A 20,182-nucleotide genomic window follows, 5' to 3' on the forward strand; every position below is an offset into this window, starting at 1 on the left:
TGGTGATATGAAGATTCCGCCGCGCAGCGCGCACCAGGCTGAAGACCTGACCGAGGGCACCGTAGCGGATACGGTGGTCGACCCGACCCCGACCTCGGGCCCGGACACTGGGGAGCAGGCCACCGTCGCCGATACCCTGGCCACGCCACCAGTATCGCCTGGCGACGATGTGGTGGATCCGGTTCCCGGGGATATCATCTCCGGGCGCTATCGGCTGGAGCACCTGCTCGGTGAGGGCGGCATGGGTCGTGTATTCCTTGCGGTGGACCAGCTGTACGAACGCGAGTTCAAGGATCGCCAGTCCAAGGTCGCTATCAAGTTTCTAGGCAGCCGCTTCGCCTCCCACGGCGTGGCGCGCATGGCCTTGCAGCGCGAAACGCGCAAGTCGCAACAGTTGTCCCATCCCAATGTGGTGCACGTGCTGCACTTCGACCAGCACCTGGGACAGCCATACATGATCATGGAGCACATCCGCGGTGAACCGCTGGATGAGCTCATTGCCGGTCGTGCCCGCGACGGCCTGCCCTGGGACGAGGCCTGGCCGATTATTGAGGGTATGGCGGCGGGCCTGTCCTACATTCACGGCACCGACCTGGTGCACTCCGACTTCAAGCCTAACAACGTATTCCTCACCACCGACGGCGCGGCAAAGATTCTCGACCTGGGCATCGCACGCGCCAATGAGAGCGCCCAACAGGGAGGGCAACAAACGGAATTTGACGCCAGCGCACTGGGTGCGCTTACCCCGGCCTACGCCAGTTGCGAAATGTTCGAGGGACTACCTCCTGGCCCTGAGGATGACGTCTACGCCCTGGCCTGCGTGAGCTATGAACTGCTGACCGGCAAGCATCCTTTCGCTAACATAGAATCAATCAAGGCCCGTGCGCAGGGCCTCAAGCCCGCGCGAGTGGCGGGGCTCAGTGGCGGTCGCTGGGCAGCGCTGGAGAAGGGGTTGGCGTTCAATCGCGCGGATCGTCTGGCCAGTGTGGACGCTTTTGCGGAGGGACTTAGCGGTGAGCGGGCTCGCCGCAAGATGGTGCTCGGTGGCCTGGCCGGGGTGGCCCTGGCGGCAACTCTTGCTGCTGCCGGCCTGGGGCTGTTGGCGATGAAGGCACCGGACTCTGAGCAGGTGTTTCTCGATAGCCTGGTCACCGCCGGCAGCGAGCCGCTTACCCCCGAGCAGGAGTTGCGGGTACAACGTTGGCTGTCGCAGGGTGATGCCTACCTGGAAATCGCCCAGGCAGAATTTGCCGCCGGCGATTTTGCCAGCGCCCATCACATCCTGCGCGTCGGCGCGGACAATGCCTATAGCGCCTATGCCGGGGTGCTGGGCCTGGTGGATTCTCCACAGGCCAGAGAAGGCATACTCGCTATTATCGATACCTATGCCGGGTGGGCCGATACCCTGGCGTCGCAGGGCGATGAAGGGGGAGCGGCTTTCGCTACCTGTGAGGGCCTGAAGATATACCCCGGGCACGATGACCTGAGTTCCCTGGCGCAGGAAATGTCCCTGGATTGCTGAAGGCTCTACTAGCAGGCACAGGTGCCTGGTCTATACTGAAGCGATTGGCCAGGGAAAACTCGAATAACAGGAGGAACCCCGTGAAACTTCCATTACTTGCTGCGGCCTCGATCCTTGCCTTGATGCCCACTATGGCGGCCACGGAGCAGCAGGCCTCAATCGCCAGTAAAAACTACGCTGACGTCGACGCCAATAAACCGGTGATATGCCTGCTACCTGGCCGGGTACGCAAGGTCGGCGGCATGATGACCTATCTGGAGCGGCGCAAACCCCGGGAGATGACTTCTTCCGAGTGTGAAATCCGCGGTGGCGAATATACCCTCTACGATAGAGCTAACTACGAGAATGCGCTGGCGGTCTGGATGGAGGGTGCGCTGGACGGTGATGCTACGTCGCAGATATACGTGGGTGAAATATATGAGAAAGGCTGGCTTGGAGAGCCGGATTACAAGAGCGCAGCGCAATGGTATGGGAAGGCCGCGGAGCAGGGTGACCGTCGGGCTCAGCGCAGGCTCGCCTATTTCTACGAAAACGGGCTGGGCGTCGAGGCAGACAAGGGCCAGGCCCTGGGCCTCTGGCGCAGTGCGCTGGATCTGGATGAAGACCTTTTGCTGGCCTCCGAAGTGGAGGCCGAGCGCAGCGCTGCGCAGCGACGTATTGACGGTTTGCTGGGCCAGCTGGAAAAGCAAAACCTGGCCACCGGGCGGCTGCAGCGCGACCTGGAGAGTGCCAAAACCAGCTTGGTCACACAGGGCCGCGAACTGGAATCGGAGCGTCGCTCTACCGCCTCTTTGCAGGCCGAGCTGGAGTCCGTGCAGGCGGCAGGGGACCCTGTCCGGGTGCGCGAGCTGGAGCAGCAGCTGCTGGCGCGTCAACAACGCCTGGATGAGCAGGCGGTCGCTATCGAAATACTTGAGGCTAACGTCAGTGCCCAGGAGGCCCAGCTGGCCGCCAGCATTCGCCAGGGCGAGGTGAGGCAGAAGCAACTCGCCCGCGCCAAAGAGCAGTTGGAGGAGGAGGCCACGCGGGGCGACGCGCTGCTGCGGGAGTTGAACGGCAAGGAACAGGACTTGACGGCGATGGAACAACGGCTCGCGCAGACCGTGGCGTCGCTTGAAGATAGCCGGGCCAGGCAGGCCAGTTTGCAGGAACAAGTTGGCCGACAACAGACTTCCGGGGCGGCGGGCTCCGCGGACAAGACCGCCCTTGAAGATGCACTGCGTGCAGCCCGGGCTGAGGTCGCCAGGCAGGAAACCGAATTAGCCCAACTGCAACAGTCGGTGGCCCAGGAGCGCAGCAGCTTCAAGGATGAACTGGCCAGCGCCAATCTGCGCGAGGCCGATCTCAGCGCCGCCCTGGCCAGCAGCCAGGCGGAGCGCAAGGCACTGGCGCAACAGTTGCAGGCAGCTGAGGCGCAAGTGGCACAAATAGAAAAGGACCTGACCCGCAGTCGGTACGCCCTGGCCGATGCCCAGGCAGATGCGGCCACCCTGGCTGAGCGCATGGAAGCACTGGGCGAGGATGAACAGGGAGAAGTTAAGATACTGCGCGCTGAAATGGAACAGCAACAGCGGGTGGTGAGCGAATTGCGTGCGGAGCGCGATGCCATGCAAGGGCGCTGGGCGGATATGGTCAATGAGCAGGATCAGATGCGCTCGGAGCTGGCGGCGGAAGTAGACCAGCGCAGCTGGATGGAAATTGAACTGGAGTCGGCCAAGACCAAGTTAGCCGCGGCCCAGACCCGCCTGCGTGCAGCCGACCAGGCCATGGAGGAGGCGCGCTGGGAGAAGGAAGCGCTGAACCAGCAGGTGCAGAACCTGGAGCAGGACCTGGGCACGAGTCGCAGTCGCAGTGAAGCGGACCGGCGTCGCCTGCAGGCGGAGTTGGAAAGAACGCGGATGAAACTGGCGCAGGTGGGTACGGAGACCTCGCAGATTCGTCGGGAACAGGCGCGTCTGCAGAGTGACGTCAATATGCTGGGCGCGCAGCAGGAGACCCGGCTGCTGGCTACACGCAGCGGCACCGCGGTGGTCGCGAACCCGGCCGGGCGTGGCCGGGCCGCTGCACAATCGGCTTCCGGTCCGTCTTTTTCCAGCGTACCAGCCTCACTGCCACGGGTGAAACCGGCAGGCAATTACAAGGCGGTAATTATCGCCAACTATGAATATGACTACATGCCGGACCTGCAGACGCCGCCGCGGGACGCCCGTGAGCTGAAACAGATGCTGGAGTCGCGCTATGGTTTCTCGGTGGAGGTGCTGATCAATCTCAATCGCAGCGAGATGTACTCTGTATTGCAGCAGGCGAGGGATTTCAGCAAAAAGGACGCAGTGGTGCTGTATTACGCTGGTCATGGCAAGATGGACGAATTCGGGGATGGCTACTGGCTGCCCACGGACTACCGCATGGGCGCACCCCTGTCTGATGCCGTATCCAGCGGTGACCTTACCCAGACCCTCAACCACAGCCCTGCCAAACACGTTCTGGTCGTGGCGGACTCCTGCTATTCAGGCGCCATGTTGCGCAATGCCAGCCCCACCATCAATAAAGCGGTCCCTGCCCTGGTGAAATACTGGATGGCGAACAAGTCGCGCACCGTGCTGACATCTGGTGGACTCAAGCCTGTGCTGGACGAGGGTCCTGATGGTCACTCGGTCTTTGCCGGTGCGCTGCTTGAGGTGCTGGGGGGCAACGCAGGGGTGATCAACGGCGAGATGCTGCATGCCCAGGTATTCGGCAGGGTGCAGATGGAAGCGGCTCGTCTGGGTTACCTGGACCAGGCACCCCAGTTCGCGGCCATTGAGGATGCAGGCCACGAAAACGGCCAGTTTGTGCTGGTGCCCAGGCGCTGATGCCGGCACCGTTCCCACCGCCTCTACAGCAGGCGGGCGAGCTCCTCTTCCAGGGCTGACAGGTCCATTTGTCGGCTGAGCAGATTCATCAGCGGACCGATGTTTTCCTGGTCCACGTGTTGTACGGTAAAACCCAGGCGACCCGCTTCTACGTGTTGCAGGTAGGCATGCAGCTCAATTTCCGTACCATCCTCCAGCTTGATGATCAGGGTGAAGGCTTCATTGTATTGCGCGTCCCACTCGCCGGGTTGGTCCGTGGCGACTCCGGAGAGGGAGATATCGATGAGGCGCTGGGGCCACATACTGCCACCCTGGTGAATCTCCACCGGAAGATCCAGGGGGACCCGGGTGTTCTTGCGTTGCTCATTACGGATTTCGGTCATACTAACGCTCTATTTATACTAGCGATAACAACACTATAGCGCTGTGTGTGCTCGACGCAAACACTCCTGCCTCTAAAAACCGAGGTTTTCACTTCACCGGGGAAGCCGCTTACATGTCCGCTTGATTGTTCGCGGCATCCCGGGAGGTCGGCGTTATTTAAGTTTCCGGTATTTCACGCGATGCGGCTGATCCGCGGCCGCGCCCAGGCGCTGCTTGCGGTCTTCTTCGTAGTCAGTAAAGTTGCCCTCATGAAATACCACGCCGCCATCGTCCTCGTAGGCCAGAATATGGGTGGCAATGCGGTCCAGGAACCAGCGGTCGTGCGAGATCACCATGGCGGCGCCGGGGAAAGCCAGCAGGGCCTCTTCCAGGGCGCGCAGGGTTTCCACATCCAGGTCGTTGGTGGGTTCGTCCAGTAACAGCACGTTGGCGCCCTGCTTGAGCAGCTTGGCCAGGTGCAGGCGGTTGCGCTCACCGCCGGATAAATCCTTCACGTATTTCTGCTGGTCGGAGCCCTTGAAATTGAAGCGTCCGCAATAGGAGCGCGACTGCACCTCGTAGTTGCCTATGCGGATGATGTCCTGGCCGTCAGACAGCTCTTCCCACACGGTTTTGGTGCCATCGAGGTCGTCACGGGACTGGTCCACGTAGCCCAGCTTCACCGTCTCGCCGACGTTGACCTCGCCGCCGTCGGGTTGCTCCTCGCCGGTGATGATCTTGAACAAGGTGGACTTACCCATGCCGTTGGCACCGATGATGCCGACGATGGACCCGGGGGGGACAACGAAACTGACATCGTCGAACAGCAGGCGGTCACCGAAGGTTTTCTTCAGGTTCTTTACTTCGATCACGTTATCACCCAGGCGCGGCCCGGGTGGGATATAGATCTCGTTGGTTTCGTTCCGGGTCTGGAATTCCTGCGACTGCAACTCGTCAAAGCGCTGCAGGCGAGCCTTGCTTTTTGCCTGGCGTCCTTTGGGATTGGAGCGCACCCATTCCAGTTCGGCCTTGATGGCCTTCTGGTGGGAGGCTTCCTGGCGGGCTTCCTGCTCCAGGCGCTGTTCCTTGGCGTTCAGCCAATCCGAATAGTTGCCCTCGTAGGGAATGCCGCGGCCACGGTCCAGTTCCAGAATCCAGCCGGCCGCGTTGTCGAGAAAGTAGCGGTCGTGGGTAATCGCCACCACGGTCCCCGGGAAGCTCTCCAGGAAGCGTTCCAGCCAGGCTACACTCTCGGCGTCCAGGTGGTTGGTGGGTTCGTCGAGAAGGATCATGTCAGGGTTGGACAGCAGCAGGCGGCACAGTGCGACCCGGCGGCGCTCACCACCGGAGAGGGTGGTCACGTCTGCGTCCCAGGGCGGCAGGCGCAAGGCGTCGGCGGCCACTTCGAGGCGGTGGTCCAGGTTGTGTGCGTCGGTGGCCTGAATAACGTCCTCCAGTCGTGCCTGCTCTTTGGCGAGGGCATCGAAGTCAGCATCGGGCTCTGCGTAGTCGGCGTAGACCTTCTCCAGGCCAGCCAGGGCGTCGATGGCCTCCTGTACGCCTTCCTCCACGTTGCCACGGACGGTTTTTTCAGGGTCCAGCTGCGGTTCCTGCTGCAGGTAGCCGATCTTGATGCCGGGTTGCGGACGTGCCTCGCCGATAATGTCGGTGTCAACGCCTGCCATGATGCGCAGCAGGGTGGATTTACCCGCACCGTTGAGACCCAGAACGCCGATTTTGGCGCCCGGGAAAAAAGACAGGGATATATCCTTGAGAATTTCTTTTTTGGGCGGCACGATTTTGCCGACCCGGTTCATGGTGTAGACGTATTGGGCCATGGGTAACTCTTGAATGGGCTGATAAAGGCGCGGATTTTAACAGCGCGCCGCGCCGCGCGCACCCTCTGCTGAATGACAGGTATGGCGGGGAGCGCAGACACGGTGCCGGGATTCAGTGTGAGTCAGTCCTCTATGCGCTCCACATTAACGGAAACGCTGAGAACCGGGGCCTCACCCCCTCCAAAGATCACGCCCTTGATCGGTGTGACATCGATGTAATCGCGACCAAAAGCGGTGACAATGTGTTGGCTGCTGGCAGACGTGTCATTGGTCGGATCGAACTCCAGCCAACCTTCATCCGGGCAGAAGTAGCTGACCCAGGCGTGGGTGGCATCGGCACCCACCATTTTTTCTTCACCTGGAGGCGGCAGTGTCTCGATATAACCGGAAACGTATTTGGCGGGAATGCCCACAGCGCGCAGACAACCTATCTGCAGATGTGCGAAGTCCTGGCAGACGCCGCGCTTGTGCGCCAGTACTTCGGTGAGAGGGGTGGCGATAGTGCTGAAAGCCGGGTCATAGGCGAAATCGTGGAAAATCCTGCTGGTCAGGTCTGCAACGCATGACTTCAGTGATCGGTCGGGGATAAACGAGGGCTGGGCGTAGGCCGCCAGCTCCTCGCTCGCCGCTATCATGGGCGAGTCGAGCAGGTATTCCCGGGCTTCCAGCGTTTGCTGCGAGCGGTTGTTGCGCAGATGGTGCAGGGCCTGTCCGTAGGAAATACCAAAATCCAGGTTCAGGTCCAGGTCCCGGTCCGAGATGTGGATCTCGCTCTCGGCAGTGATAACCAGTTCCTTGTGGGCTTTCTGTATTTCGAAGTGGTAAGCCTGGTTGCCGAAGTAGTCGGTACGCGAACGGCTGACGGCAGGCTGCGGTGAAACCACGATGCGGCTGCTGATACAACGCTGGCGTTTGGTATCGCGCGGCACCACGTTGGCCAGGTTGTAGCAGGATGTGACCCTGGCGGCGTAGCGGTAATGGGTGGAGTGAGTGACTCGATAGCGCATGTCAGCCGCGCTCCCCGGCGCCTGGTAAGCCTGCGTTGAGCACTCCCGGGGCGGTGCCGCCAAAACTGGTGAACAATTGTTGCGGGCCGCTGCGGTGATCGAAGTGCTTATCGGTAATCAGGCGGCTGAATTCACGCAACAAGTCCGCCAGCTGCGTCATTCTGGCTTCCAGCTCGGGACGGCGTTGGTCTGCGACCTGGAGCAGTTGCGGCAGGGTGCTGAGTTTAACCAGGGTGCTCGCTTCCAGCAGGGCGCGACTCTCCGCATTCAGCTCGCCGGACTCTTTGCCGGGCCTGGGCAACTCAACCAGGTGTTCCTGCAGGCGCTCCAGCTGGAACAGCAGTGAGCGCGGGTTGCGGCTATCCAGCAGGACCAGCTCCAGGCCAAGTTCGATGCCGCGCTTCTCGCGACCGCGGCGCCGGTAGGTGATCAATACCTCCATTGAGGTAAGCAGGGCAGTCAGCAACGTGGACTGTTCCATTTCTCCGCTGACAGTGCCCATCAGACCTTTAACGGTGGCGATGGTTTGTTGTGCACGCTCGATGCGTTTGCCCATTTCGATAAAGTGCCAGCCCATTCCGCGTATCATGGATTCCTGGGTCAGCCCCGACAAACCGGCCAGCGCGGTAACCAGTGGGTCCAGTGCTTCTTCGGGTGCCGAGGCAAGCCCGCCGGCCAGGTCGCCGTCGAGATTGTCCAGCGCATCGCGCACATCATTGATAACGCGAATGGTGTCAGTGGAAAGCAGTTCTTTGGATTCGTCTGCGGCCAGCAACATCGAGTTGATGGTTGAGCGCACGCTGCCGACACGTTCACCGTCGCGCACAATCTGCATCAGTTCCGCTTCCGGGTCTGCGAGCTGTGCCGCTGTGGCCGTGGTGAAACCGGGGAGAGTGTAGGTGATCTCGGAGACGGTCTGCAGCAGGATGCGCTGGGCATCGGCGCTGATCGGGTCTTCGCCATTGAGCATCACGAATACAGTGCGCAACAAGCGCATCGAGGCGTCCGCGCGTTCAGCGTAACGACCCATCCAGTACAGGTTTTCGACAACCCGGCTGGGCGGACTGTCCAGCGCTGACTCGCCTGAAAAATGCCGTTTCTCCGGGGCAAGCCCCGGCACCGGTGCACGCTCCGGCTCCGACGCTGTCACCCACGTGTCTTTGGAGGGGCTGCCCTCCTGCATGCTGATGAACTGCCCGTCCAGTGATGTGCCTATGCGCGTCAGCCCGCCGGGCAGTACCGTGTATGAATTATCTGTTGCCACCGAAAATGTGCGTAGCAGGGTCGGCCTGGGCTCCAGACCGCTGCCGTTGAATGCGGGCGTGTAGGACTTCGCCAGCTTTTCCTGGGCGACGAACTGGTGGCGGTAACGATGGATTCTTGCCAGCAGGGCCTGCAGCTGAGTCTCGTCCAGGTCGCCGGCGAAAACACTGGGCTCGTTGCTACCGCGCCAGGTATTCTTGATGATCAGTGAGCGGATATTGTCGTTGATAAAAGCCAGGTCCCGGTGGTCGCCAGCCCAGTATGTCTGCACTGAATCCAGGCGTGGCTCGCGGCCCAGTAACAACATGCTGATAGCGGGTAAGTATTTCAGCAGCGCGGGGTTTTCCAGTACGCCGCTACCCAGTGGGTTGGCGATCACCAGCCGCCCTGTGCGCACGACCTCGAGTAGGCCCGGTACCCCCATCTGCGAGTCGGCGCGCAGCTCAACTGGGTCACAGGATTCATCGTCCACCCGGCGCAGCAGCACATCTACGCGTTTCAGGCCCTCCAGCGACTTCATCCACAAGAAGCCATTGCGTACCACCAGGTCGCCGGACTGCACCATCGGGAAGCCCATGTAGTTGGCGAGGTAGGCATGCTCGAAGTAGCTTTCATTCCTTGCACCCGGGGTGAGCAGGGCGATGCGTGGAATATCCCCCGAGGGTGACAACGAAATCAGCTTGAGGCGCAGTCGATGGTAAAAACTGGCGATGCGGTGCACATGGCTGTCACGATACAGGCTGGGAAAAACGCGTGACATCACAGTGCGGTTTTCCAGAACGTACCCAGAGCCTGACGGCGCCTGGGTGCGGTCGGAGAGCACGCAAACGCTGCCGTCTGCGCGCCGTACGATATCGACGGCGTGCAGGATCAACTCCTGTTCACCAGGCATTTGCAGGCCCTGGCACGCGCGCAGGAATCCGCCGTGGCCGAACAGTGCTTCCGGGGGCAGCGCACCATGGCGAATGATATCGCGCGGACCATAGAGGTCGCGCAGGATCAGGTTGAACAGCTCTGAGCGCTCCACCAGACCCGCTTCAATACCGGCCCAGTCCTCACTGTCGATCACATAGGGAACAGTGTCCAGCTCCCAGCTGGTGCTGGGGCTGCCCGGCTTGCCGTAAAGATTGTAGGTGGCGCCATCGTCGCGGAGGATGCGTCTGGCTTTGTGCTCGCGTTGGCGCATCACCTCCGGACCCAGGTCGCCAACGCTCTGCAGCAGGTATTGCCAGCCTGGCTTGACACTGCCGTCTGCCGCCCTGGTCTCGTCCAGCAGCCCGGGCTGGGGGCTGTACTCCAGCGTGTCGGAGGCTGCCGGCACTGTTGGCTGGCCAATTGATGGTGATTGCGACTGGGACATCGGTTGAGCTTAACCTGCGGCGCTGGACACTGATTTGAGGCGGCTCAATATACGCATAAAGCTACGGCCACGCTAGCGTGGACCGGGGCTGCGCATATCGAGAATGTAGGGGTATTCACCTGCCGGTTCTTCCGGTGGCGGCTCCATGGGTCCGGGCACTGCGCCGTTGGGAAAGAACTCACGCAGGGCAGAGACCTCCGGCATGGGAATGAACGGCCCCTGGGTGTGGCTAACAGTATCGAAACGATTGATGCGCCTGGATTCCGCTTCGAAGGCGTTGACCGGAAAGGTGTCGTAGCTGCGGCCGCCGGGGTGGGACACGTGGTAGGTGCAGCCGCCCAGTGAACGCCCGTTCCAGGTGTCGATAAGGTCAAATGTCAGCGGCACGTGGACACCGATAAGAGGATGCAGGGCTGAGGGAGGTTGCCAGGCACGGTAACGCACACCGCCCACATACTCGCCGTGGACGCCGGTGCTGCGCATGGGCACACGACGGCCGTTGCAGGCGATAACGTAGCGGCCCTCGGTGAGGCCGCTGCAACGGATCTGCAGGCGCTCCACGGAAGAGTCAACGTAGCGCGAGGTGCCGAAGCTGGTGGTCTCCTCGCCGAGAACATGCCAGGGCTCCACCGCCCAGCGCAGTTCCAGTTCGATATCGCCCAGTTGCACCCGGCCGTAGTGGGGGAAGCGGAATTCCTCGAAGGGCAGCAACCATTCCAGGTCGAAGGCATATCCGTGGTCGCGCAAATCGTTCACCACGTGTTTCATATCCTCCCAGATATAGTGAGGCAACATGAATCGGTCGTGCAGCTCCGTACCCCAGCGCACCAGGGGCTTGTGGTACGGCTTTTCCCAGAAGCGTGCCACCAGGCAGCGCAGCAGCAGCGCCTGCACCAGGGCCATACGCGGATGCGGCGGCATTTCAAAGCCGCGGAACTCAAGTATCCCCAGCCGGCCAGCCGGCCCGGACGGGGAATACAGCTTGTCGATACAGAATTCGGCTCGATGGGTGTTGCCCGTAACATCGATCAGCAGGTTGCGCAGCAGGCGGTCAACCAGCCAGGGCTGGGGCACCTCGCCTGATGTCATCTGGGAAAACGCCACCTCCAGCTCGTAGAGCATCTCGTCGCGTCCCTCATCGACCCGCGGCGCCTGGGAAGTTGGACCGATGAACATGCCGGAGAACAGGTACGACAGGCTGGGGTGATGCTGCCAGAATGTGATCAGGCTGCGCAGCAGGTCCGGACGACGCAGCATGGGGCTGTCTGCCGGCGTGGCGCCACCCAGGGTGATGTGGTTGCCGCCGCCAGTGCCGGTGTGGCGTCCGTCGAGCATGAATTTTTCGGTGGAGAGGCGCGATTGCCTAGCCTCTTCGTAAAGGGCGGTAGTGTTTTCCACCAGCTCGGCCCAGTTGTTTGCCGGGTGCACGTTGACTTCGATCACGCCCGGGTCCGGCGTGACCAGCAATTTTTGCATGCGTGGGTCTTTGGGCGGCTCATAGCCTTCGACCAGCACCGGCATGCTCAGCGCCGCGGCGGCGACCTCCACGGCGGCAGTCAGCTCCACGTAGTCTTCCAGGTATTCCAGTGGCGGCATAAAGACACACAGCTTGCCGTCCCTGGCCTCGATGCACAGCGCAGTGCGCACGACCGCTTCATACGCAGGCTCCTCCAGAGCGTCATCGGCATGCTCACCGGCCTCGTTAAAGCGCATGTCTTCGCGTTTGGCGAGGCCCTTGCGGGGCTCGAAAGGGTCGCGCTGGGGGCGGAATTGGTCGGCTTTTTCAGCGAGCTCTGGCAGGTCGGCCAAGGGCAGGCGCAGGCCCATGGGCGAGTCGCCCGGGATCAGGGTAATGCGCTCTCGACGCATCGGCCAGAGGCTGGAATGCCATTCCTTCTCCTGCAGCGGCCATCCGGTGTTGCGTGCCAGCGGCAGCACCATGCCCGTGGGAATACTGAAGCCGCGCTCGATCAGTCTGGCGAGGCGTCTCCGGTCCAGGTCGCTGCTGACCTTGTTGGAGAGGATATCCAGGTTTTTGGGCAGGTTTTGCTCCTGCATCAGGTAGTAAATGCCATCCTCATACGCTGGCTGGCTACAGGCTCGTGGCAGGCTCAGGAGGTCGCAGAGTTTGCGGCCGAAGCGAATGCAGTCCTTGATATCGCGCCCGTAGTCTTTGTCTACCCGTGCAAACAGGGTGTGATCCCGCCACAGCGGTTCGCCGTCCTTGCGCCAGAACACGCCCAGTGCCCAGCGGGGAACTTCTTCTCCGGGGTACCACTTGCCCTGACCGTAATGAAGCAGCCCATGGGGGGCAAAGCGGTCACGCAGGCGCAGCAACAGCGTTTTGGCCAGACTCAGTTTGTCCGCCCCCAGGGCGTCCGTATTCCACTGGTCCGACTCCATGTCATTGACGGAGACAAAGGTGGGCTCGCCGCCCATGGTCAGGCGTACATCGTTGGCATCAAATACCGCGTCCACGGCGCTGCCCAGGGCGCGGATGTGCGACCACTGTTCCTCGCTGTAGGGTTTGGTAACGCGCGGATCTTCAAGGATGCGGGTAACCGTATTACTGAACTCGAACTCAACTTCACACTTGTCTGTGGCGCCGGCGATGGGGGCCGCAGAGACCGGGTGCGGTGTGCAGGCCAGTGGAATGTGGCCCTCGCTGGCAAACAACCCGGAAGTGGGGTCCAGGCCCACCCAGCCGGCGCCCGGGAGGTAAACTTCGCACCAGGCGTGCAGGTCGGTAAAGTCTTCCTCCGTGCCCGACGGGCCGTCCAGGGACTTCTCGTCCGCCTTGAGTTGTACCAGGTAACCGGAGGCGAAGCGTGATGCGAGACCCAGGCGGCGGAACAGTTGAGCCAGCAGCCAGGCCGAGTCACGACAGGACCCCTTCTTCAGTTCCAGGGTCTCCTCGGGTGTCTGTACGCCCGGCTCCAGGCGCACCAGGTACTCGACCTTGCTCTCGACAAGTTGGTTTACCGCAACCAGGAAGTCGTTGACCGTGGCTTTGCTACGGTCAACGCTCTCCAGCAGCTCTGCAAACAGGGGGCCTTGCTCTATGACCTCCAGATAGGGCTGCAGCTCTTTCTTAAGCTGTTCCGGATAGGTGAAAGGGTAGTTCTCCGCGTACTCCTCGAGAAAAAAATCAAAGGGGTTGATCACCGTCATTTCGGCGATGACTTCTACATCGACTTCGAACTCGGTGCATTTCTTTGGAAACACCAGCCTGGCGAGGTAGTTGCCGAAGGCATCCTGCTGCCAGTTGATAAAGTGCTCCTGCGGCTTGATCTTCAGGCTGTAGCTGGCAATAGGCGTTCGCGAGTGTGGTGCAGGACGCAAACGGACAGTATGCGGCGACATATTGACGGGCCGGTCAAACTTGTAGGATGTCCGGTGGTTGATCGCTACCCGAATCGTCATGTTGTGTACCGCGTGAGGTTATGTGGGTGGAGGTTCAAGCCTGCTCGGTGAGAAACCAGGCGACATTGATCTCCGTACCCAGGGCCAGCAGGTTGGCCTGGAACTTGTCGATAAAACGATGCATGTCCAGTCGTCCGGCTTTATGTGGGTCGAAACGGGAGAGGCTGCGTCGTGCGCGGTCGATCACTTTCATCGCCGCTGTATTGTTCTGCATGGGAGCCAGTTCTTCACGAATGCCATTCAGACAGAACTTCAGCGACCGCGGCAGCGTGCCGTCGCGGAAAATGAAGTCGACGGCCTCCGCGCCTTCTACCAGTGGCCCAACCGTGCGCCGGTAGGTTTCCAGGGCGGACAGCGAGCTGAGTACGCTTGCCCAGACCAGGGGATCGGTGGTGCTAGGGTTACGTTCCTCGTTCATCAGGGTGCCTATGCCCACGTCCAGAACGCGGGTGGTCATGTCGGCGCGCTCCAGTAAATGTCCGATTCTTACAAAGCGGTTGGTGTGGTCGCGACACAGCGTGGTCATGATCAGGCCATTGATCATCTGGCAGCGGCCGATCACCTGCTCCAGGAAGCGGTGACGATTGCGTCGGCCCACCGATGATGCCGAGTGCTCTCGTGAATAGTGGTAAAGCTCATTCACGTGTTCCCAGACCTCTGCCGGCAGGACATCGCGGGTAGTACGGACGTTTTCACGCGCGGCCTGAATGGAGCGGGCAATACTGCTTAAGTTTTCCAGGTCAGCCATGAGGAACCTGAGTACATTGGTTTCGTTGGCTACCCGGTGGTTCCTGGAAAAACCCTCTTCCGCATCCAGGGTTTGCAGTAGTACCTCCCAACTGGGTTCTGACCCGGAGGGAATATCCATGATCAGGTGCGTGTGCGAGCGCAGCAATCTGGCTGTGTCCTCGGCTCGCTCAAGATAGCGCGCCATCCAGTAAAGGCGCTCGGCGACGCGGGAGAGCAGTCTCATCTCGAGCCCTCCACAATCCATGTGTCCTTGCTACCGCCGCCCTGGGACGAGTTAACCACCAGGGAGCCCTCTACCAGGGCGACCCTGGTCAGCCCACCGGGCGTGACCCAGGTTTCCTTGCCGCTGAGGATGAAGGGTCGGAGGTCGAGGTGACGCGGTGCCACGGTGTCGCCGATGTAGGTGGGCGCAGTGGAAAGTGAGAGCGTGGGCTGGGCGATGTAGTTGCGTGGGTTCTCCTGAATCAGGCGGCTGAATTTATCCCGTTGCTTACTGGTGGAGTGGGGGCCCACCATCAAACCATACCCTCCCGACTCATTGGCGGGTTTCACCACCAGCTTTTCCAGGTTGTTCAATACGTATTCCCGGTCCTTTTCAATCATGCACAGATAGGTCTTCACGCTGCGAATGGCGGGTTTCTCATTGAGGTAGTAGCGAATCATATCGGGCACGAAGGCATAGACGACCTTGTCGTCGGCCACGCCGGAACCGGGCGCGTTGGCTATGGCCACGTTACCGGCTTTCCAGGCGCGCATAATGCCGGGCACACCCAGGGTGGAATCCTCGCGGAAAACCTCCGGGTCGAGGAAGTCGTCATCGATGCGGCGATACACCACATCCACACGCTCGGGGCCGTCCACGGTGCGCATATACAGGCAGTCGTCGTCATCCACGAACATATCCGAGCCCTCGACCAGTTCCGCGCCCATGCCGCGGGCCAGGAAGGAGTGCTCGAAATATGCGGAGTTGTAGATACCGGGAGTGAGCACCACTACACAGGGGCGCCTGCGGTCCCGTGGCGAGAGAGAGGCCAGCGTGCTGAAGAGGCGTGAGGGGTAGTCATCCACAGGTTGAACGCTGTAGTTTTCGAACAGCTCGGGCAGTACCCGTTTGGTAATCTCGCGGTTCTCCAGCATGTAAGAGACACCGGAAGGCACGCGCAGATTGTCTTCCAATACGTAGAATCTACCGTCCTTGTCACGCACCAGGTCAGTGCCGCAGATATGTGCCCAGGCACCATAACGGGGCGACATCCCGGCACACTGCGCCTTGTAGTTTCCCGACTCCAGTACGGTCTCAGCGGGAACGATGCCGTCCTTGAGGATTCTCTGCTGGTTATAGATGTCATCAATAAAGGCGTTGAGGGCGCGGGTGCGTTGGGCGAGCCCTCGGCTGACTTTCGCCCAGTCTTTTCCGGTGATGATCCGTGGAATCATGTCGAAGGGCCAGGCGCGGTCTATATTTTCGCCCTCTGAGTAGACGGTGAAGGAGATGCCCATATCTATGATTGCCAGTTCCGCAGCTGAGCGCCTGGCGTTCATCTCCTCATTGGTCATTTCCTTGAAGAGGTTGACTGCCCGCCGTGCGGCCACGCGGGGCGTGCCTGCCGGCGTGATCAGTTCATCGAAGAAGGGACCGGTGTCGTAAGTATTCCAGCTACTTTTCATGTTTCCCCTGGATAGTGTGTTGCGCGCACCGCAATATTGCCCATGCAATGACTGCGCCACCTCGTTATATATAGGCCAGATATCATGATCTATCAATGTGGACCGGCGTAGTGACAGTCGCCAGGGCGTCGGGATTGTGCAGGCGCGCGCCCGGGTGCTCGCAGGTCGAAACCTGAATGGATATTAGCGGTTTAACGCTTCTTTGTAGCTGCCTTTTTCTGTAAACTGCGTCGCTTTTCCAGTCGGGGTGTGAGACCCCGCCAGTACCCGGGAGACACCCATGTTCGAAAACAGCATGACCATAGAGGGATTTGACGACGAAATCTTTGCCGCCATCGGCCGTGAAGAGCGCCGACAGGAAGAGCATATCGAGTTGATTGCGTCCGAAAACTACGCCAGTCCCCGGGTAATGCAGGCACAGGGCACAGTGCTGACCAACAAGTATGCCGAGGGCTACCCCCACAAGCGCTACTACGGCGGCTGCGAGTACGTTGACCAGGCTGAGGAGCTGGCGATCGAACGGGCTAAAGCCCTGTTTGGTGCCGACTATGCCAACGTGCAGCCCCATTCAGGCTCGCAGGCCAACTACGCTGTATTCCTGGCGCTGCTGACGCCGGGTGACACCATCCTGGGCATGAGCCTTGCCGATGGCGGGCACCTGACCCACGGTGCCAAGCCTAATTTCTCCGGCAAGAACTACAACGCCATCCAGTACGGCCTCAACGCGGAAACCGGTGAGGTGGACTACGATCAGGTTGAAGCGCTGGCGTTGGAGCACAAGCCAAAGATGATCATCGCCGGTTTTTCCGCCTATTCCCAGGTGATGGACTGGGCGCGATTCCGTGAGATTGCTGACAAAGTCGGTGCCTACCTGCTGGTGGATATGGCCCATGTTGCTGGTTTGGTGGCGGCGGGGATTTATCCCAATCCGGTCCCGCACGCCGACGTGGTGACATCTACTACCCATAAGACACTTCGCGGTCCTCGTGGCGGCATCATCCTGGCCCGGGCCAACGAAGAACTGGAAAAGAAATTCAACTCCGCCGTATTCCCCGGAGGTCAGGGTGGTCCGCTGATGCACGTGATCGCCGCCAAGGCGATCTCCTTCAAGGAAGCAGCCACCCCCGAATTTGTCGAGTACCAGAAGCAGGTGGTGAAGAACGCCAAGGCCATGGCGGCAACGTTTATTGAGCGTGGTATTAATATCGTTTCCGGCGGCACTGAAAATCACCTGATGCTGGTAGACCTGATCGGCAAGCCCTACACCGGTAAGGATGCCGATGCGGCCCTTGGCGCGGCCAATATCACCGTCAACAAGAACGCTGTGCCCAACGACCCACGCTCTCCATTTATAACCTCTGGTTTGCGCGTGGGTACGCCCGCGATCACCACTCGCGGTTTTGGCGAAGAGGAAAGCGCTCAGCTCACTCACTGGATGTGTGACGTGCTGGAGTCTCTAGAGAGCGGCAATTCCGAGCAGGTCATTGAAGAGGTGAAAGGCAAAGTTCTGGAAATCTGCTCGCGGTTCCCCGTCTATGGTTGATTGATAAATCGCCTACCCACTTCGGTGCATGAAGCGTCGTGGCGCCGGGGTAACCCTGTTGCCACGGCCACAAACTCCGCCGCGCTGGCGGGCCGCTACGGAACCCGGCAAAGGTTGCTGGGCGCAACCTTTTGGCAGCCTCAGACATCCACAGCGGAAAGCCCCCGCCAGCGCGGCTGCGTAAAAAGCGGTGGCCTGACTGTGGCAACAGGGTTACCCCGGCGCCACGACGCTGTTGGGCGAACAGCTTCCGAAAATATGTTACTGTTCAGCTACTTAGCCAATCGAGACTAACCTATGCATTGTCCATTCTGCGCCGCTGAAGACACCAAGGTGATCGATTCGCGCCTGGTCGCCGAGGGAGACCAGGTACGGAGACGTCGGGAATGCCTGAGCTGCGCCGAGCGCTTCACCACTTACGAGGTTGCCGAGCTGGTCATGCCGCGCGTGGTCAAGCAAAACGGCAACCGTGAGCCATTTGATGAAGCCAAATTGCGCGCCGGTTTCACCCGGGCCCTGGAGAAACGCCCAGTGCCTACCGAGGATGTCGAAGCCGTTATCAACAAGATCAAGCACGCACTGCGGGCCACCGGAGAACGTGAGGTGAACTCCGTCTTCCTTGGGGAATTGGTTATGGACAATTTGCAGAAGCTGGACAAGGTCGCCTACGTGCGCTTTGCGTCTGTGTATCGCAGCTTCGAGGATATATCCGAATTTCGCGACGCCATCGACTTTCTCGAAAGAGAGCCGCGGTCCGACTGATCGCCCGACGATGTCAGACGCATTCGCCACCGGCATGATGGCCCGAGCCCTGCAACTGGCAAGGCGCGGTATGTATTCTGCCATGCCCAACCCCCACGTGGGTTGTGTGCTGGTCCGTGACGGTGCCGTGGTCGGCGAGGGTTTTACTCAACCCGCGGGCGGCGATCATGCCGAGGTGCAGGCCCTGCGGCAGGCCGGAGACGCCGCCAGGGGAGCAACCGCCTATGTAACCCTGGAGCCCTGTTCCCACCAGGGCAAAACAGGGCCCTGTGCCGATGCCCTGATCCGGGCCGGGGTGGTGAGCGTGTCGGCCGCCATGGAGGACCCGAATCCTCTGGTGGCCGGTAACGGATTGCAGAAATTGCGCGCTGCCGGCATTCAGGTTGAGTGCGGTTTGTTGGAGTCGGAAGCGCGCCTGGTCATTCCCGGTTTTATTGCCCGCATGAGCCGTGGTCGTGGACGCGTGAGGGCCAAGTTGGCGATGTCGCTCGACGGGCGGACCGCCATGGCCTCGGGAGAGAGTCAGTGGATAACTGGCGCCGCGGCGCGTGTAGATGTACAGAGGTTGCGTGCCATGAGCTGTGCCGTGGTCACTGGCGTTGGCACCGTGATCTCCGACAACTGTTCGCTTACGGTACGTGAGGACGAACTGGGTTTGTCACCGGAGGAAGCGCTTCGCGCCAGCGCTCACCAGCCGCTGCGAGTGGTGCTGGATTCAGGACTGCGCACGCCGCCGTCGGCGAACGTCCTCGACAGCGCTGCCCCGACGCTGCTGTGCCATGCAGACCAGGCCGTGGTGCCGGCGGCGATCATCGCAACAGCGGTTAACCGCCTGCCACTTGAGCATGATAAAAATGGCCTCGATCTGCACGGTCTGCTGGACTTTCTCACCGCGCGGCAAAGCAATGAAATTCTGGTAGAATGCGGCCCGCGTTTGGCTGGCGCTTTCCTTAGAGAGGGCCTGCTGGACGAATTGATCGTATATATGGCACCAGTGCTGATGGGCAGTGACGCCCGGCCCTTGTTGGAATTGCCGCTGCAGCGGATGACCGAAAAGCTGCCGCTGCATATCGAGGACATGCGCAGGGTGGGCCAGGACTGGCGCATTACTGTGGTGCCCCGGTACCAATAAGCACCAAGAACCGCGCAGTATCGACAGGGAGACGTATGTTCACAGGCATTATTCAGGCCGTTGGCGAAGTGGCGGCGATGCAACCCTCGGGGGGCGACCTGCGCCTGCGTATCAACACGGGGGAACTGGACCTTGCGGACGTCGCCCTGGGCGACAGCATCTGTACCAATGGCGCCTGTCTGACCGTCGTCGAGTTACCCGGTGATGGTTACTGGGCTGACGTCTCGGTTGAAACCCTGGACTTTACGACGCTGGGTGGCCTGAAGCAGGGTTCACGGGTGAACCTGGAAAAGGCCCTGACACCGGCGAGCCGACTGGGGGGGCACATTGTTTCCGGCCATGTCGATGGCGTGGGCGAGGTAGTCAGTTTGCACGAGGATGCTCGCTCCATTCGCTTTACGCTGCGGGCGCCGGATGAATTGGCGCGATACATAGCCCACAAGGGCAGTATTACCGTGGATGGCACAAGTCTGACCGTGAACGCGGTTAACGGCGCTGAGTTCGAGCTGAACATTATTCCACAGACCATGGCGGAAACGGTGTTTGGCGAATATCAGCCCGGCACTCGCGTCAATCTGGAAGTGGACGTTATTGCCCGCTACCTGGAGCGGCTGATGCAGGGAGACAGTGCTGCACATGTGCAGGGTGGTTCGCTGTCCATGGAAACGCTGGCTGAGAGTGGGTATTTGAATAAGTAAG

At 60.6% G+C, this 20,182-nt stretch carries 13 protein-coding genes; 6 read left to right on the plus strand and 7 right to left on the minus strand.

What is annotated here, in order from left to right; translation table 11 throughout:
- Positions 1–7 precede the first annotated feature (7 nt).
- A complete protein-coding gene (locus tag C0039_RS11535; protein ID WP_075999136.1) occupies positions 8–1,522 on the plus strand; it encodes a serine/threonine-protein kinase in 1,515 nt (504 codons plus the stop codon).
- 80 nt (positions 1,523–1,602) lie between these two features.
- Positions 1,603–4,374 carry a caspase family protein gene (locus C0039_RS11540; protein ID WP_101518129.1) on the plus strand — a complete coding sequence of 924 codons (2,772 nt, stop codon included), beginning with the start codon at positions 1,603–1,605 and terminating at the stop codon, positions 4,372–4,374.
- 23 nt (positions 4,375–4,397) lie between these two features.
- Here C0039_RS11540 and C0039_RS11545 read toward each other — a convergent pair whose 3' ends face one another.
- From C0039_RS11545 to C0039_RS11575, 7 genes are all read right to left on the minus strand, one after another.
- Positions 4,398–4,757: a PilZ domain-containing protein gene (locus tag C0039_RS11545; RefSeq protein ID WP_075999134.1), complete on the minus strand. Its 360-nt coding sequence runs from the start codon at positions 4,755–4,757 to the stop codon at positions 4,398–4,400.
- A 153-nt stretch (positions 4,758–4,910) separates the two neighbouring features.
- Entirely contained in the window at positions 4,911–6,575 is a 1,665-nt protein-coding gene (ettA, locus tag C0039_RS11550) for an energy-dependent translational throttle protein EttA (protein ID WP_075999133.1), read from the minus strand.
- A gap of 122 nt (positions 6,576–6,697) precedes the next feature.
- A complete protein-coding gene (locus C0039_RS11555) occupies positions 6,698–7,582 on the minus strand; it encodes a transglutaminase family protein (RefSeq protein WP_075999132.1) in 885 nt (294 codons plus the stop codon).
- A gap of 1 nt (position 7,583) precedes the next feature.
- The gene (locus C0039_RS11560) at positions 7,584–10,205 is read right to left on the minus strand and encodes a circularly permuted type 2 ATP-grasp protein (RefSeq protein WP_075999131.1); all 2,622 of its coding nucleotides are present in this window, start codon (positions 10,203–10,205) and stop codon (positions 7,584–7,586) included.
- A 72-nt stretch (positions 10,206–10,277) separates the two neighbouring features.
- A complete protein-coding gene (locus C0039_RS11565) occupies positions 10,278–13,628 on the minus strand; it encodes a transglutaminase family protein (protein ID WP_101518130.1) in 3,351 nt (1,116 codons plus the stop codon).
- A 34-nt stretch (positions 13,629–13,662) separates the two neighbouring features.
- Positions 13,663–14,601 carry an alpha-E domain-containing protein gene (locus tag C0039_RS11570; RefSeq protein ID WP_075999130.1) on the minus strand — a complete coding sequence of 313 codons (939 nt, stop codon included), beginning with the start codon at positions 14,599–14,601 and terminating at the stop codon, positions 13,663–13,665.
- On the minus strand, positions 14,598–16,046 hold the full coding sequence (locus C0039_RS11575) for a circularly permuted type 2 ATP-grasp protein (RefSeq protein WP_075999129.1): 1,449 nt from the start codon (positions 16,044–16,046) through the stop codon (positions 14,598–14,600). The genes C0039_RS11570 and C0039_RS11575 overlap by 4 nt, the downstream gene beginning before the upstream one ends.
- 280 nt (positions 16,047–16,326) lie before the next feature.
- Between C0039_RS11575 and glyA the strand changes: the two genes are divergently transcribed.
- From glyA to C0039_RS11595, 4 genes are all read left to right on the plus strand, one after another.
- Positions 16,327–17,589: a serine hydroxymethyltransferase gene (glyA, locus tag C0039_RS11580; RefSeq protein ID WP_075999128.1), complete on the plus strand. Its 1,263-nt coding sequence runs from the start codon at positions 16,327–16,329 to the stop codon at positions 17,587–17,589.
- Between the two features lie 297 nt (positions 17,590–17,886).
- On the plus strand, positions 17,887–18,351 hold the full coding sequence (nrdR, locus tag C0039_RS11585; RefSeq protein WP_075999127.1) for a transcriptional regulator NrdR: 465 nt from the start codon (positions 17,887–17,889) through the stop codon (positions 18,349–18,351).
- A gap of 10 nt (positions 18,352–18,361) precedes the next feature.
- The gene (gene ribD / locus C0039_RS11590) at positions 18,362–19,483 is read left to right on the plus strand and encodes a bifunctional diaminohydroxyphosphoribosylaminopyrimidine deaminase/5-amino-6-(5-phosphoribosylamino)uracil reductase RibD (RefSeq protein WP_101518132.1); all 1,122 of its coding nucleotides are present in this window, start codon (positions 18,362–18,364) and stop codon (positions 19,481–19,483) included.
- Between the two features lie 35 nt (positions 19,484–19,518).
- On the plus strand, positions 19,519–20,181 hold the full coding sequence (locus C0039_RS11595) for a riboflavin synthase (RefSeq protein ID WP_101518133.1): 663 nt from the start codon (positions 19,519–19,521) through the stop codon (positions 20,179–20,181).
- Position 20,182: the final 1 nt, after the last annotated feature.

The sequence above is a fragment of the Pseudohalioglobus lutimaris genome (assembly GCF_002866825.1).
Lineage (GTDB): Bacteria > Pseudomonadota > Gammaproteobacteria > Pseudomonadales > Halieaceae > Halioglobus > Halioglobus lutimaris.

Coding starts and splice junctions, on each gene's coding strand:
- C0039_RS11535 (WP_075999136.1), top strand. CDS start 8: ATGAAGATTCCGCCGCGCAGCGCGCACCAGGCTGAAGACCTGACCGAG.
- C0039_RS11560 (WP_075999131.1), bottom strand. CDS start 10,205: ATGTCCCAGTCGCAATCACCATCAATTGGCCAGCCAACAGTGCCGGCA.
- C0039_RS11575 (WP_075999129.1), bottom strand. CDS start 16,046: ATGAAAAGTAGCTGGAATACTTACGACACCGGTCCCTTCTTCGATGAA.
- ettA (WP_075999133.1), bottom strand. CDS start 6,575: ATGGCCCAATACGTCTACACCATGAACCGGGTCGGCAAAATCGTGCCG.
- C0039_RS11595 (WP_101518133.1), top strand. CDS start 19,519: ATGTTCACAGGCATTATTCAGGCCGTTGGCGAAGTGGCGGCGATGCAA.
- nrdR (WP_075999127.1), top strand. CDS start 17,887: ATGCATTGTCCATTCTGCGCCGCTGAAGACACCAAGGTGATCGATTCG.
- C0039_RS11565 (WP_101518130.1), bottom strand. CDS start 13,628: ATGACGATTCGGGTAGCGATCAACCACCGGACATCCTACAAGTTTGAC.
- C0039_RS11570 (WP_075999130.1), bottom strand. CDS start 14,601: ATGAGACTGCTCTCCCGCGTCGCCGAGCGCCTTTACTGGATGGCGCGC.
- C0039_RS11555 (WP_075999132.1), bottom strand. CDS start 7,582: ATGCGCTATCGAGTCACTCACTCCACCCATTACCGCTACGCCGCCAGG.
- glyA (WP_075999128.1), top strand. CDS start 16,327: ATGTTCGAAAACAGCATGACCATAGAGGGATTTGACGACGAAATCTTT.
- C0039_RS11545 (WP_075999134.1), bottom strand. CDS start 4,757: ATGACCGAAATCCGTAATGAGCAACGCAAGAACACCCGGGTCCCCCTG.
- ribD (WP_101518132.1), top strand. CDS start 18,362: ATGTCAGACGCATTCGCCACCGGCATGATGGCCCGAGCCCTGCAACTG.